The 15,628-nt window shown below is 56.5% G+C and carries 12 protein-coding genes; 7 read left to right on the top strand and 5 right to left on the bottom strand.

The window, feature by feature from the left end:
* Positions 1-12 precede the first annotated feature (12 nt).
* A complete protein-coding gene (ftsZ, locus tag AABZ39_19955; GenBank protein ID MEK6797058.1) occupies positions 13-1,332 on the bottom strand; it encodes a cell division protein FtsZ in 1,320 nt (439 codons plus the stop codon).
* Between the two features lie 171 nt (positions 1,333-1,503).
* Here ftsZ and AABZ39_19950 point away from each other — a divergent pair, with 171 nt between their 5' ends.
* From AABZ39_19950 to AABZ39_19935, 4 genes are all read left to right on the top strand, one after another.
* Positions 1,504-2,514, top strand: coding sequence for a diguanylate cyclase (locus AABZ39_19950; protein ID MEK6797057.1), 1,011 nt, complete (start codon positions 1,504-1,506; stop codon positions 2,512-2,514).
* A 10-nt stretch (positions 2,515-2,524) separates the two neighbouring features.
* Positions 2,525-3,856, top strand: a complete 1,332-nt coding sequence (locus AABZ39_19945) for a metallophosphoesterase (protein ID MEK6797056.1) — start codon at positions 2,525-2,527, stop codon at positions 3,854-3,856.
* A 104-nt stretch (positions 3,857-3,960) separates the two neighbouring features.
* Complete coding sequence (gene eno, locus AABZ39_19940; protein MEK6797055.1) at positions 3,961-5,265, top strand: phosphopyruvate hydratase; 1,305 nt, start codon at positions 3,961-3,963, stop codon at positions 5,263-5,265.
* A 196-nt stretch (positions 5,266-5,461) separates the two neighbouring features.
* The gene (locus AABZ39_19935; protein MEK6797054.1) at positions 5,462-6,838 is read left to right on the top strand and encodes an MATE family efflux transporter; all 1,377 of its coding nucleotides are present in this window, start codon (positions 5,462-5,464) and stop codon (positions 6,836-6,838) included.
* On the opposite strand, the gene AABZ39_19930 is transcribed toward AABZ39_19935, so the two are convergent.
* Entirely contained in the window at positions 6,801-7,670 is an 870-nt protein-coding gene (locus AABZ39_19930) for a substrate-binding domain-containing protein (protein MEK6797053.1), read from the bottom strand. The two genes, AABZ39_19935 and AABZ39_19930, sit on opposite strands and share 38 nt — an antisense overlap.
* A 91-nt stretch (positions 7,671-7,761) precedes the next feature.
* Between AABZ39_19930 and AABZ39_19925 the strand changes: the two genes are divergently transcribed.
* Positions 7,762-8,487 carry a glycosyltransferase gene (locus tag AABZ39_19925; protein MEK6797052.1) on the top strand — a complete coding sequence of 242 codons (726 nt, stop codon included), beginning with the start codon at positions 7,762-7,764 and terminating at the stop codon, positions 8,485-8,487.
* Between the two features lie 11 nt (positions 8,488-8,498).
* Here the strand turns inward: AABZ39_19925 and AABZ39_19920 are convergent, their stop codons facing one another.
* Complete coding sequence (locus tag AABZ39_19920; protein ID MEK6797051.1) at positions 8,499-9,017, bottom strand: hypothetical protein; 519 nt, start codon at positions 9,015-9,017, stop codon at positions 8,499-8,501.
* A gap of 207 nt (positions 9,018-9,224) precedes the next feature.
* On the opposite strand from AABZ39_19920, the gene AABZ39_19915 reads away from it, so the two are divergent.
* Together AABZ39_19915 and zupT are read left to right on the top strand one after the other, a co-directional pair.
* Positions 9,225-12,026 (top strand): hypothetical protein, encoded by a 2,802-nt coding sequence (locus tag AABZ39_19915; GenBank protein ID MEK6797050.1) that lies wholly within the window; start codon positions 9,225-9,227, stop codon positions 12,024-12,026.
* 99 nt (positions 12,027-12,125) lie between these two features.
* Positions 12,126-12,941 (top strand): zinc transporter ZupT, encoded by an 816-nt coding sequence (zupT, locus tag AABZ39_19910; GenBank protein MEK6797049.1) that lies wholly within the window; start codon positions 12,126-12,128, stop codon positions 12,939-12,941.
* Positions 12,942-12,957: 16 nt separating this feature from the next.
* On the opposite strand, the gene AABZ39_19905 is transcribed toward zupT, so the two are convergent.
* Both AABZ39_19905 and AABZ39_19900 read right to left on the bottom strand, forming a co-directional pair.
* A complete protein-coding gene (locus tag AABZ39_19905; GenBank protein MEK6797048.1) occupies positions 12,958-14,418 on the bottom strand; it encodes a catalase in 1,461 nt (486 codons plus the stop codon).
* Between the two features lie 283 nt (positions 14,419-14,701).
* Complete coding sequence (locus AABZ39_19900; GenBank protein ID MEK6797047.1) at positions 14,702-15,508, bottom strand: polysaccharide deacetylase family protein; 807 nt, start codon at positions 15,506-15,508, stop codon at positions 14,702-14,704.
* Positions 15,509-15,628 lie beyond the last annotated feature (120 nt).

The following is a 15,628-nucleotide window of genomic DNA, read 5'->3' as shown; positions in this document are numbered from 1 at the left end:
GAACTCTCCGTCCTAACTGCGTTTCAGTACCGATTGCCGGCGCATGAACGCCGGGATCTCCACGTCCTCATCGCTGAGCGAATCGAGGTCCTCGAGATTGCCGCGGCGTATATGCTGCTCGAGGTCCTTGTCGTCCACGACCGTGAACGGGAGCTCTATCTTCGGCTTGTCCGCCGGCGCTTCCGCAACCGGTCCTGTATTGTCGGAGAGCACATATTCTTTCGCGCGTGCGGGGGCCTCCCTGTCGCGCGAGGGTGCCGTACGTTCGCGGTCGGGGGCTGCCGGACGTTCTATCATCCGGCGCTCTTCGCGCACACCCTTCTCCTCGATGCGCTCACTTGTCTTCTGCGCGGCCGTCGCCTCGAATCCGGTGGCGATGACGGTCACGCGTATTTCTTCTTTCAGCGATTCATCGCTCGTCACGCCGATCTTGATGCGTGCATCGGAGTCGGCATACGATTCGAGCAGCGCCGCCGCCTCGCGATATTCGGCGATGGAAAAATCCTTCGAGCAGACGATGTTCGCAAGTATCCCCTTCGCGCCGTGGATATTGTCGATATCAAGGAGGGGATTGTGGAGCGCCGCATCCATCGCTTTCTTCACGCGATCGTCATCCTTCCCTGAGCCGATGCCCATGTGGGCGCGCCCGCGCGAAAGCTCTATCATCGTGCGTATGTCGGCGAAGTCTATATTCACGAACGTGTTCGGTATCGTAATGATGTCCGAAATGCCGGCGACGCCCTGGCGGAGCACATCATCGGCAGCGCGTATCGCTTCCTGGTACGGCGTGCGATCGCCGAGTATGCGGAAAAGGTTCTCGTTGGGTATGAGTATGAGCGAATCGACGACGGAGAGCATTTTCTTTATGCCGTCCTCCGCTATTTTCATCCGAAGCGACCCTTCCATCTCGAAGGGTTTGGTGATGATGCCTACGACGAGCGCGCCCATGCCTTTCGCTATCTCAGCGATGACGGGTGCGGCGCCGGTGCCGGTGCCGCCGCCGAAGCCGCTCGTGATGAACACGAGATGCGCACCGCGAAGCGCCTGCTCTATCTTTCCGGCATCCTCTCGTGCCGATGCCTCGCCCTTGACGGGGTCCATGCCCGCACCAAGGCCGCCGGTGATCTTCTCACCGATGACAAGCGACGTGTCGGCAAGGGCGACAGAAAGCGCCTGACGATCGGTATTGACCGCGATCATCTCGACGTTCTTAATGCCCATGTCGATCATGCGGTTGATGGCATTCACGCCGCCCCCGCCCACGCCCACTACTTTGATTATCGTTGGATTTGTTGCGCTCATCGCGCTTTGGTCTAATTCGATACGATGCATATTTCTCCCTCCCAGAAAGAAATACACGGATGCAGGTCCTTGTATGTCGTTGGGGCTATATTAACATAATTCCGGATATTTTGCAAGGGGGTGAACGAAAAAAGTGAGAATTTACAGGAAGAGATTGACATTCACCATACTATGCTGTATTCTGTCAATTAAGGTGATTTCATGGGCATCGGCGGCGCCATAAAGCAGTTCTTCTCGTCACCGCAGCGAAAGGTGCTCGTACGAGATATCATCATTTTGCTTGCATCCATTGCAGTAACCTTCGGCCTTTATCCTGTTCTCAATTACTATTTCGCCCGTACCGCTTCCATCACGCTGTCGCTCCCTGTCATTGTTGCGGCACTCCTCTGGGGCCTGCGTGTGGGCATTATCGCCACTGCCGCGGCGTCAGTCACCTATATCCCGGTCATCTATATGATCTTCGAGAAGGACCCCTGGGCGAACTATATGCATCAGGGGACATGGGTCGGGCTCGCCATGACGCTCATCGTCTGCATCGTCATCGGGCGCGATCATGATCTGACAGCGAAGATACGCGCGCTCAACATGAAGCTTTCCGAACAGGCAAAAACCGACGAATTGACGGGGCTCATGAATCGACGGGCGCTTCTTGAAGCGGCTACCATCGAGATATTCCGGGCTAAACGCCAGCGCGCCGATCTCGATTTTTTCCTGAAGGAAGGGGTAGCGGCTACACCCGCGCAGAACGATTTCAAGGCGAAACAGCGTCCGGAAGCCTATTACGGGAGATTCGCGCTCGCCGTGGTCGATATCGATAATTTCAAGAGCATCAACGATACCTACGGTCATCTGATCGGCGACCGTGTTCTCAGGGCCATAGCCGTGCTCATGCGAAAGACGTTCCGGCTCACCGATATCGTCGGCCGTTACGGCGGCGAGGAATTCCTCGTCATATTCCCGAACACATCGGCAGAGAACGCACGCTTCGCCATCGACCATGTCGCGGCGACATTGCGCAAGGAGCGTTTTACCGATGATGCCGGAAAAATATTCACCGTAAGCTTCAGCGCCGGATTGTCGGAACTTACACCCGAGGACGCCGATATCGATGCCGTCATAAAACGTGCTGACGAGGCGCTGTACCGCGCGAAGGATGCGGGTCGCGATCGATGGGTGATATGGAGCCTTCCGCCGACAGAGAAGAGAGCGTGATCCGAACCCCATGATGCTTCGATCCCTGATTCTTATACTGCTTGCCGTCAGCATACTGTCCGGTGCGCGCCAGAAGATAACCGTGCTCCATATCAACGATACGCATGGACACCTCGAGCCGTTCATGTTCAACGGCACGAATATCGGCGGGGCAGCGAGGATAGCATCGCTCATCAAGGCGATACGCGCGACGAACGATGCCCCGGTGCTGCTGTTCCATACGGGCGACACCCTTTCCCGCGGCGACGCAATGACGCTCATGTCCGGCGGGGGCGCGAACCTCGCCGTGATGGAAAAACTCGGTTTCGACGCATACATTCCCGGCAACGGCGATTTTTACGGCGGGGCGGCGGATGTACTCCGTTTCTCCGGGCTCACCGCGATCCCATTCCTCGGTGCGAACATCACGCTTCGTTCCAACGGCATGCGATTGTTCCCGCCGTACATCATCACCAATGTCGGCGGCGTACGGACAGCGCTTCTCGGGCTCTGCTTCATCCGCCTTGAGCATGCGGGATCAAGGGAGCTCGCCATGCAGGACGCCGTACCGTGCGCACAGATGCTGTACCCGGAGCTTGCATCGAACGATATCATCATTGCGCTCACCCATATCGGTTTCGATGAGGACAGGCGCCTGGCGGCAAGTGTCCCCATCCGTGTTGTCATCGGCGGACATTCGCATACCGTGCTGTCTCCGGCATTCCTCATGCCGAGCATGTCCTCCCCGTCGAATTCCACGCTCATCGCGCAAGCGGGCGAGCATTATGCCTGCCTCGGCCGCGTCGACATCCTTCTCGAGACCGGTCCGCCGGCGCAGATAATATCCGCAGCGGGCGTACTGATCCCGGTGGATGCCGGCATTCCCGAAGACCCCGAGGTCGCGGCAACGATACGATCGTACCGTGAAAAGGCCGGGGAATTACTTGCCGTTGCGTCCGCTGATATCCCTCACGCAAGGAGCGGGGACAGTCCCGCCGGGAAATTGGCGGCAGCAGCGGTCATGAAGGAAACGGCTGTTGATGCCGCCGTCATCGACCGCAGATCGATCGCGGCGGGATTTTCCAAAGGACCGATCTCGTACAACGATGTGTTCAGGATGCATAGCGGCAGAAGCGCCATTGTCATCTGCGAACTCACGGGCGATGTGCTTAAGACCATAGCCGCGGGGGATGTGTACGCCGCGCTCCCGGAGTATATCGAGAGAACATCGTCATATGCCGTTGCCATGACGGAGCATCTGTTCATAAAAATGGCGAATGACGGGATACCATGCCGTGCCGCGGACCGCCGTCTGGATATCCTCATCGCTGACTATCTCAGACATCGCAGGACTATCGAATAACCATACGGGTGAACGATCCGATCGCAAGTGAAGTCCCGCCCTGTTCTTGTCATTTTTTCCGGCTGTGATATACTCTGCGCGCACAAAAAACCAAGGAGTTTCAAATGTCCCATATCGAAGATATTATCGCGCGGGAAATACTCGATTCACGCGGGAACCCCACCATTGAGGTGGATGTCTATCTCGGATCCGGTGCCATGGGGCGCGCTGCGGTCCCATCGGGCGCATCCACCGGCGAACACGAAGCGGTAGAGCTTCGCGACGGCGATAAGAAGCGCTATCTCGGCAAAGGCGTCGAGAAAGCGGTGGCAAATGTCAATGATATCATCGCCGGTGAACTAGAAGGGCTTGAGGCGGTCGGACAGAACGCCATCGATAAAGCCCTCATCGATCTCGACGGCACGGAGAACAAGGGCAAGCTCGGCGCGAACGCGCTTCTCGGCGTATCCATGGCTGTCGCGAAAGCGTCCGCCGAGGAGCTTGGCATACCGCTCTACCGCTATCTCGGCGGCATGAACGCGAAGATGCTCCCGGTGCCGATGGCGAACATCATCAACGGCGGCAAGCATGCGGACAATAAGGTCGACTTCCAGGAATTCATGGTCATGCCTGTGGGCGCGAAGACGTTCCGCGACGCGATACGCATGGTCTGCGAAGTGTTCCATAACCTGAAAAGCGTGCTCAAGAAAGCGGGACACAATACCAATGTCGGTGACGAGGGCGGTTTTGCCCCGAACATCGACAACGAAGAATCGCTCAAATACATCATGGAAGCGATAGAGAAGGCGGGGTACGCGCCCGGTATCGATAAGGACTTTGCGATAGCGCTTGACTGCGCATCGAGCGAGCTGTTCGAAGAAGGCGGCAAGCAGGGCTATAAGTTCTGGAAGTCGAATCCGTCGAAGCTCTTCAGCGCCGATGATATGATAAAGCTCTACAGCGACTGGGTGGCGAAATACCCCATCATCTCCATCGAAGACCCGCTCGATCAGAACGATTGGGACGGCTATGTGAAGATGACGAAGGCGCTCGGCAATAAGATCCAGATCGTGGGCGATGACTTCTTCGTGACCAACCCCAAGCGGCTGAAACAGGGCATCGAGAAGGGCGCCTGCAATTCGATACTCGTCAAGGTCAATCAGATCGGCACGCTCACGGAAACGTTCGATGCGGTGCAGATGGCGCAGAAGGCGAATTATACCGCCGTGCTCTCGCATCGCTCGGGAGAGACCGAGGACGCGACGATAGCCGACATAGCGGTAGCGACGAATTGCGGGCAGATAAAGACCGGTTCCGCATCGCGCACCGACCGTGTGGCAAAATACAATCAGCTGCTTCGCATCGAAGAAGAGCTCGGCGATGTCGCTTCGTACCCGGGGGCTGCGACGTTCTATGGAATAAAGAAGTAGACTCGTTCGCACGTCTGACAATAGCGTCCGTCGCATGAGAGAACAAGGGCTCATGAGCCCTTGTTCTGCGTATCATAGAGTTGACCTATGCATCCACTATTTGCGGTCATCGGATCGCAGCTGCTTTTCACTGTCGGCGGCGTCATGCTCGCCGTGACGGCGGTGCTCGTATTGGCGTCCAAGTAGTTGGTTGTACATGAAGAGTGATCCCATATCGATGAAGCGCATCCTTACGCTCTCCATACCCACCATCATATCCTCGTTCTCGTTCAATGTCATGCAATTCCTTGACCGGGCCTTCCTCGCACATTACGGGCTCGATGATTTCAGTGTGGCGATACCCGCCGGCATGCTCTCGTTCACGGTGGCAAGTCTCTTCTTCGGCCTCACGTGGTATGTGCCCGCGCTCGTCGCTCAGTATCATGGGGCGAAACGCCCGAAGGACGCGGCGCGTGCGGTATGGCAGGGGATATATTTCTCGCTCGGCGCAGGCGTGATACTGCTCGCGGTATCCCCCCTGTGCGTGAAACTCCTTGCGATAAGCGGACGGCCGCCGGCCGTGGTGGCGCTTGCATCGGCATACTTCTATCTGACCATGGCCGCAGGCATCATAAGCCTTCTCACCAATTGCCTCAGCGCGTTCTTCAACGGGCGCGGGGAGACACAGATACCCATGGCGCTCAATATCGCCGCGAACATCGTGAACGCGATATTGGCGTATGTGTTCATCTTCGGGCTTTTCGGGGTGCCGCTCAACGGTGTCATCGGCGCCGGTGTCGCGACACTCATCGCTTCTCTTGCGAACCTGGCGCTCCATGCGTTCTTCTTTTTCAGCAGAGACAACCGCCGCAAAGCATATACTGCCGTCGCTCTGTTCGTCCCGTCGATGTTCATTCGCCTCGTCCGCTACGGCATGCCTTCGGCGCTTCAATTCTTCGTCGATATCGGCGGCTGGGGCATATTCATCATGTTCATCGAACAGACAGGGCGCAATGCCATGGCGGCAACGAGCATCGCGTTCAATATCGAGATGATAGCGTTCATGCCGGTCATGGGGCTTGCCACCGGTGTGGGCATCATCGCCGGCCAGGAAATGGGCGCACGCCGCTCGAAGAACGTCTGGCGAGTGACGCGCAAGGGCGTTGCCGTCGCGCTTGCCTTCAATGCCGTGCTTGCATCGCTTTTTTTCATCGTGCCTGAATTCTTCATCCTGCCGTTCAGTAGCTCATCGCCCGATTTTGCGGTCGTGTTCACGCTCGCCATACCGCTCATACGGATAACGGCTGCGCGGGTGCTCACCAATGCGGCGCTCATCGTGATAATGACGGTGCTTCGCAACGCCGGCGACACGCTCTTCATCATGATCGCAACGAGCATATCCGCACCGATATTCCTCGTGCTGCCTGCCTACATCATGATCTTCGTATTGAAGCTCGGACTGGCGGCGACGTTCTGGCTTATCGTCGTGTATATCTCTCTGCTTTTTGTGGTCATGCTCGCACGCTTCCTTCAGGGAAAGTGGCAGCGCATCCGTGTCATTGATGACCGAGCGGCAGGCTCGTACGGTAGATGATCTTGTTCTCCAGCACGATGTCGAAGAGCTTCGCGTCGGGGTGCTCCATGCGCGAGAGGAGCATCTGCGCGGCGGTGGTCCCGAGCTCGACGAGCGGCTGCTTTATCGCGGTTATCGTCGGCTCGTTCAATTCATAGACTACCGGATCGTCAAAACCGGCGATATAGATGTCGGCGGGTACGCGTATGCGGCTCTCGCGCGTCCATATCATGGTCTGACGCACGATGAATTCCGTGTTCACGACGAGCGCACGCGGACGGCTGTCCGGACGGACGACACGGTTAAGCCATTCGATGAGCTTGGCGGTATCGCCTTCGGTAAAGAGAACGTCGTCGTCAAAAAGTGATCCGCCGAAATCCGAAAGCGCTTTCCTGAACGCGGACAGACGTTCGACGGCGTCATAGAACCTGAGCGAATATCCGACGAATGCGGCATGCTTCACCTTGAGCGTTACCACCAGATGCCGGGCGAGCTCGGTGAGCGCGCTCGTATTGTCCGAACGGACGGAAGGTATCCCTAAATGCGATGCGTCATGATTGACGAGCACGACAGGGAGCCCCGTATCGCGTACGCGGGAAAGCACCGCATCATTGTCGGTGAAATTCGGGGATACGATGACCGCACCATCGAGGCGGTTCGTGCGGATATAGTCTTCCAGGTGTTCCGTATCGCACTGTATCCAGTGCACCGGGCGATGAGACTTAAACGAATAAAACCCGGCAAAGATATCGGCGGTATACGGGCTCGCATGGTGACCGCCCGGCAGATGATGGAAGAACACCCCCGCGGTGAGCGCGGGCAAAGCCGTATCGTCGGTAATTCTCTGCTCCATGAGAGGATTGTACGTCGGCCCCGGGTTTTTGCAAGGCGATATTTTTCATCGCTCATTTGACGTGGCATCCCCGCGTGATACAATCGCGCTCATGTCGTTGACCATCTTCGATCGCTTCCATCGCCGCCGATTCGCGGAGAACCGTGCGCGCACGGTCACGCTGCTCATGGTGTCCTACAATTACCCGAACCTCCTTTCGGCATGTCTGTCGTCGCTCCTCGCTACCCGCGATGAACAGCCGTTTACGCTCCTCATCATCGATAATGATTCCGTTCCGGAGACGAAGCGTATCCTCGCAGAATACGAGGCAGCGCATGATCTCATCCGTGTCATCCATCTTCCCGAGAACGTCAACTTCGTCAAAGCGCTGAAGATCGGCCTTGCGGAAGTGAAGACCGATCACTGCGTCACGATACAGACCGATATGACGTTCCCGAACAGAACATGGCTTCGCTATATGATAGAGCGCTACGAGGACGGGACATTGCTCTTCATCAATCAGCGGCATCCCGATGACGGAAAATGGTGCTATGGATTCTGCTTCCTCATCGATACGGCGACCTACCGGACCATCGGTGTGAACGACCGATTCACGCTCGCCTGCGAGGATTGGGATTTCATGAACCGTCTCGTCGCATCTCGCGGCACACGTGCGCTCGTACAGTCCCGAGGACCGTTCGTGTGGCATCGCACCTGCTATATCAGACAGCGCAAGGAAGGGGATGTGACCGCATCGATAGAGGCGAACGATATCGCGACCTATGCATCGATATGGGGCACGACGAAGGAACCGCGGCACCGTATGCGAAGCGTGTGACAGGCTCGGCATCACTTCAATCTCCATCCCTTCTCCCGCTCTTCCTCATTGAGAAGCATGCGCAGGCGCATACGATTCCCCGCATCACGTCCGCTCAGGGGATGAAGCTCGGCGGCGCTGAGAATGAAACCGTCATTATTGAACACAGCGCTGTACTCGCCGAGATAATACGGCCCCTCATCAACAACGAATTCGTTCGTGATCCGGCTGAAGACAGCATCGAGATCCGCCGCGGGTGAACGTATCGTACCGCGAGAAAGGGCATAGCGTCCCTTCGGCACCGGGCCGATGAAACAAAAACCATCACGCTCGAATACCGATCCGTATTCCGCACCGCTGTCGACGTTCTTAAGAGAGACTATCATCGGATTGCCGTTGAAGGAGACATACGAAACAAAACCGTAATATCTCCCGCGCGCGCTCACCTTGATCATGATGAGCGCCTCCTCGTGCGCGGCATTGCGCACGGGTATACCGGCACAGCCGCACAGGATCAGAATAGCAGCGATGCCCGCGATGATCTTTTTCATGGCACAAATTATACCATCGTAACCGTATATTGTCACGCGGCATCCAATGGACCAAATCCTCACATAAGGGGAAAGAAGAACCACAGAGAAATCTCTGTGGTCGCATTTTTCTTTTCCATGAAATATGGACCGCCTTCCCCGTTGATAAATATCCCCGTAGCCGATAGTATATCCGTCATTCACCCTTTCCATCCGTTCAAAGGCAGTATGAAACGGCTCATTCTTCTCCTCATGCTTTCATCGATCATGCTCGGCATCGATATCGACTACGGCTCGAACCAGTACCGATTCGCCCTTGTCACCGATACCGTTGCCGCAGAGCCGCGTTCACGTTCGGACGCCATGAACAATGCGGTGCTCTGTCCGCTCACGAACGCCCGGTACGGCGTCACCGCGATAACGTTCCGCGATCTTTCCGACGCGTCGGTATGCGCGGTATCGAATTTCAACTGCATCATTTTTCCGTCGACATACTTCCCGAACACGGCAAGCAATGCGCTCGTCCGTTTCATACGTGATGGGGGCGATCTTCTGCTGCTCGGCGGCCGGGCATTCGCGGATACCGCATACGAGCACGACGGGGCTTGGCGCACGAGGGATGAGATACTGGAGCGCATGTCATCGCGCGTCCGTATCGCCGTCGATTGTGATCTGAGCGGTGATTGGCGCCACGACTCCGATGAAGCCGTCGACACAACGCTCTCCCTTGTCCCGGGGTATCGCGGGCGCTCGCTTTCGGTGCGATGCGATCAACAAAGCCGATGGGACATGTTCTCCTGCGCACTGCCGCGTGCGTCTATCGCTACCGACGCGAACGTGCTCACGCTCATGCTCAAAGCCGATGCGAACACACCGTCGCTCGCTGTCGAGATAACCAAGGCAGATGGGACCCGCTTAACGGCAAAAACACCGGTAACGACGAATTGGCGGCGGCGATACCTGTCAGCACGTTCATTCCGCTCCGTTCCATCGCCAACGGGGAATGCAGGGCTTCTCTCCGATGTTGTCAGGATAGGCATTGGATTTCGTGCAGGCATTACGCAGTACGCAAAGGGCATGCATGCGTTCTCCGCGGATGACATCGGAACGCTCACGCTCCCCGATGATATAGCCAACGATATACACTTCTCATTTCCGGATGCATTCGACACCGACGCATGCATCTACACGAATGCCTGTGCCGCGGTCCCCTGGACGGATTATTCACCGATGCTGAAGCTCCCGACAATAGCAGTACTCCACGGCGGCATATCCGCCGTCGGCATGTCATTCCCCGGCGAATCGATGAGCATACCGCTCCTTTCTTCCATAGATGAGCACGGCCGCCGTGAGGGCATCGCCGCGGGTATGGCGGTATATTTCGGCGCCGGGCGGTCGAACGTATTTGGCTTTTTCGGCGTCCATGACGAAGCCTTTTACCGTACCGGCGGCTTCGCGGCATTGATCACGGATATCGCGGGACTTCTCGCATCGCGGACGCTCGGCACGATAGCATCGAACCGCTATCAGCGCATGCTCGCTCCACGGCACAGCAATGCCCCGACGGCTTTTGAACGCGCGGTGCTCACCAGGAACGGATCTCAGACCGAGAGCGGGCGTCGTTCCTTCATGATCGGCGTGAACCACTTCGGCAGCTTCGACTCACGGTTCTGGCAGCATTGGAACCCGGAGTTCATTGAAGAGGACTTCCGGCGTATGACGAATGCCGGCATCAATGTCGCACGGCTGTACGGGATACAGAACATCATCGCCGCACGGGAACGCTTCGCATATATCACATCGCTCGCCCGCGCATACGGCATATATCTTCTTCCCGTGCTCGTCGGCAATACATCCGAGCATTATGACCGCGTGAAGCTCACGAACATCGTAAGCACTATCGCCGCCGCATGTCGTGACGAGCCTTCGATCATCGGGTACGATCTGCAGAACGAGCCCTACCCCGACGGATTATCGAAGATAACGAATAACGGAAAACCGCTCGCTTCCCTTGTGCAATACGCCGACGGATGGAAATCGTATGTCGACAGAACATTGCTCGGGGCGAGAACGTTCCGCGATGCGACGCTGCCGCTCCCCGCGCGTTTCGATACCAAAGCGGAGCATGCTTTCGCCGCGTACAACGGCGTGTTCGATCAATGGATATCGTGGCAGATAAAAGCGATACGCGCCGTCGATGCGCGTACACCGATAACCGTCGGATACGATTCGTTCCATGCGCTTCTGCCCGCCAACAATGCGCTCGACTTCGTCTCGTATCACGCGTACGAAGCACCGCTCTCCCTCGCCGACATCAAAGCGAACATGACCGTGCTCGACCGACTGCGGAAGCAATTCCCGAAGAAGGTCATAACGCTCGGTGAATTCGGTTATTCAACAGCATCGCTCGTGAACGAGAAGCCCCTCGATGAGGATGCGGCATCCGTCGCCGAGTTCGCACACTATCTCTACGCGTTCGCGAACGGATACGGCGGCGTGATGAAATGGTGCCTCAACGACTGGCCTGTCACGCTCAAGGAGCGCTACGCCTCATGGGTGCCGGAGGACCGCAGCGTGTTCAATGCGTACGCGCGTATGGGGATGTATCGCTACGCAGCACCGCTCGTCGGGGTCCCGAAACCGATCGTATACTGTACGCGCTTCCTTCGTTCATTCATCGATGAAGGCGGTATCGGCGGGACATTGACGCTCAGGCCCTCACGCGCGGTGACCGGCACAGGATACTGCTACAGCAATACGAACGCACTCTTCATCGGCGACACGGACTACGCGGACGCCCGCCTGTCATTCTCCACCGGCGACGACCGCCCCGTAAACGTGCTCCTCCGATGGGATGTCCGCTCACTTACGATAGCCGCAAGCCGCGACATGACCGTCACGCTCAAGCCGTCGCTCATCGGCACGAACGCCGTATGCGACAGCACACCCGCACTGTCCGTCGATAGTGCCGGCATCAGGATACGGCTCTTCGCGGGGGGGGCGGCGACGTTCACCGTAAAGCCGCGCTGAGCAGAATGGCTGTCGTTGTCAATTCGTATGTATTTGTTATACTGTGCGATGTAAGGAGCATCCCATGAAACCGATAGACCCGAAACGCCAGGAAGAACGATGGATACGACAGTAGTTATTGCGTTCGGGCTGACACTTTTTGCGGGACTCGCCACCGGCATCGGGAGTGCGCTCGCGTTCTTCGCCAAGCGCACGAACACGCGATTCCTTTCGATAGCGCTCGGCTTTTCCGCGGGCGTCATGATCTATGTTTCCCTGGTGGAGATATTCTTCAAGGCGAAAAGCGCGCTCGTCGGCGCGCTCGGGGATAGACCCGGCTATTGGCTGACCGTCCTTTCATTCTTCGGCGGCATTGCGCTCATCGCCCTCATCGATAAGCTCGTGCCGGTGTTCTTTAACCCGCACGAGTCGCACCGCATTGAGGAAGTGCAGGGCGCGAGCACGGGAGAAGCGCTGAAAAAGTCAAAGCTTCTGCGCATGGGCATACTCACAGCACTTGCCATCGGTATTCACAATTTTCCCGAGGGGCTCGCTACTTTTCTCGCGGCGATGAAGGACCCGAAGCTCGGCATTGCCATTGCGGTGGCCATAGCCGTGCATAATATACCGGAAGGGATATCGGTATCGATACCTATTTACTATGCGACCGGAAGCAAGCGCAAGGCATTCCTGCTCTCATTCCTCTCCGGGCTCGCTGAGCCCGTCGGCGTGATCGTCGGCTATGTGATACTCCGCCCGTTCATGAACGACACTGTGTTCGGCGTGCTCTTTGCCATGGTAGCAGGCATTATGGTGTTCATATCGCTCGATGAACTCCTGCCTACCGCGCGCGAGTATGGGGAGCATCATCTTTCGATCTATGGACTTATCGCCGGTATGGCGGTGATGGCGGTAAGCCTCCTGCTCTTCGCATAAAAAAACGCTGCCCGCCTTATTTTCCATCACTCATCGGAATACCGAGCGCCTTCGCAACACCTTCGCCGTACGCCGTATCCGCTTTCAGGCAGTTCCCGATGTGGCGGACCTTCACTTCCTTCGGGGCATCGCCCATCGCACGCGCCGTATTCTCGAACAACACCTTCTTCTGGGCGTCGTTCATGAGGTTAAAAAGCGCTTTCGGCTGCGAGTAATAGTCGGTGTCCTCGCGGTGATCCCAGTGGTCGGCGGCGCCGTCAAGCGCAAGCGGCGGCTCTTTGTATTCCGGCTGCTCCTGCCATTCGCCGTAGCTGTTCGGTTCATAACCAAGCGTCGCTCCGTGATTGCCGTCCACGCGTGCCGCACCGTCGCGGTGGAACATGTTGAGGAACGGACAACGCGATTTATTGACCGGTATCTGATGATGGTTCACACCGAGCCGGTAACGCTGCGCATCGCCGTAGGAGAAGAGACGCCCCTGCAGCATTTTATCCGGAGAGAAGCCGATACCCGGAACGATGTTCGCCGGATTGAACGCGGCCTGCTCCACATCGGCAAAATAATTCTCCGGATTGCGGTTAAGCTCCATCACACCGACCTCGATGAGCGGATAATCCTTATGCGGCCACACCTTGGTGAGATCGAACGGGTTGAACGGTGTTTTCTTCGCCTGTTCCTCGGTCATCACCTGAATGGCCATCGTCCACTTGGGGAAATCCTTCTTCTCGATGCTGTCAAAAAGATCGCGCTGATTACTTTCACGGTCATTGGCGATGATCGCGGCGGCTTCAGCATCGGTGATGGTCTTTATCCCCTGCTGCGTTTTCAGTGTGAATTTCACCCACACACGTTCATTCTTTGCATTGTACATGCTGAACGTATGGCTGCCGAAACCGTGCATGTGGCGATAGCTCGCAGGGATCCCGCGCTCGCTCATGGTTATCGTTATCTGATGCAGCGCCTCGGGAAGACTTGTCCAGAAATCCCAATTATTCTTCGCGCTCCTGAGGTTCGTCTTCGGATCGCGCTTTACCGCATGATTGAGGTCGGGGAATTTGAGCGGGTCTTTCAGGAAGAACACCGGCGTATTGTTGCCGACAAGGTCCCAATTGCCTTCCTCGGTGTAGAACTTCATCGCAAAGCCGCGTATATCGCGTTCCGCATCGGCGGCACCGCGCTCTCCCGCGACGGTGGAGAAGCGCACGAAGAGTTCGGTCTTCTTCCCGACGGCGGAAAATATCTTCGCTTTCGTGTACTTCGTGATGTCATGCGTTACCGTGAACGTGCCGAAGGCGCCGGAGCCTTTCGCATGCATGCGCCGCTCGGGTATCACCTCACGGTCGAAATGCGCGAGCTTTTCCAGGAACCATACGTCCTGCAGCAGCATCGGTCCGCGTTTGCCTGCGGTCATTGCATTCTGATTGTCTACAATGGGCGCACCATTGGTGCTGGTAAGTTTTTTTCCGTTTCCGATCATAGTATTCCCCTTTATCAATATTAAGAATGATTAAATGTAAATATCTCACGATAAATGTCAAGCGGCAGCCCGGGATGGTGTGTGACTTTCTATTGTGGCAACGCAGCGAAATAATTGCAAATGGCTATGGTTAGCCAGACACGAATTACACTAATTCCCACGAATTATTCGTGTTTATTCGTGCAATTCGTGTCTATCCCTCTTAATCCGGCGTTAATCGATCAGTATATTTCAGCTACAAAAAAATTCACTCGCCCCGGGATGGATATATGGTGCCGAATACTCAGGGGGATTTCAGATCGATTACTGCGCCGCCCGGCACTTCCACTGCGCGTGCATCGACGCCTATCCATACGCACTTCGCCGATGGATTCCGTACGACAGTGCCGTCCGCCGAGAATATGAGCGACCGCACGGCTTTCATGTAATCACATATCTCGATATTCGTCGCATACCAGACATCGGTCCGTCCGCCGACCTTCCTGCAGAACGATTCGATGAGGTCCCAGTTATTGTCATTGTCGAATTCGTAGCTGTGCCCCCACAGGTAATAGAGCAGGAGCCGACCGCGCGGATCTTCGGCGATAAAGCGATCCGTCGTTGCAAGTAAGTCCTTCTTATGATGGCAGGTCGCGCCCCAGCGGAGAAAATCATCAGGCAGAGAGAACCCGTTGTGCGATACCGTCGTCCGCGCATATTCAATACCGAGCGACGGCAGCATGCGCAGCACGATGTCATTGAACGTGCCGAACGGATAGGACATGCCGCGTACCGGCGCTCCGGTGATATCCTCGAGGTTTTTTCTATCATCAAGTATCTCGCGGGCTATCACTTCCGCGGGGGCGTATTCCAGGTGCGGATGTGTTACCGTGTGCACGGAAACCTCATGCCGCGCAAAAAGCATCGGTATCTCTTCTTTGGTTATATGCGTTGCATCGCCGAGAAAACCGGAATTGAGATGGAAGCTTCCGCGTACGCCGTTCGAATCCATGATGCCGGCAAGCCGCCGATCGGCTGTTTTCCCGTCATCGTAACTCAGCGTAAGGCATTTCTGCAGTCCGCCGGGAAAGCGGTTCAACTGTACACGCATAAGGATCCTCAGAGTGAATGGGAACGAAGCGCTGATCTATTCTTTTACCTGCGTCGTGAGGAATGTCTGTATCGTCATCTGGCCGATCTGATCCTGCAATTCCTCAATTCCATCCATGTG

The sequence above is a fragment of the Spirochaetota bacterium genome (assembly GCA_038043445.1).
GTDB lineage: Bacteria > Spirochaetota > Brachyspiria > Brachyspirales > JACRPF01 > JBBTBY01.
The sequence above is the reverse complement of the archived record's forward strand: the minus strand, read 5'-3'. Positions and strand labels throughout refer to the sequence as shown.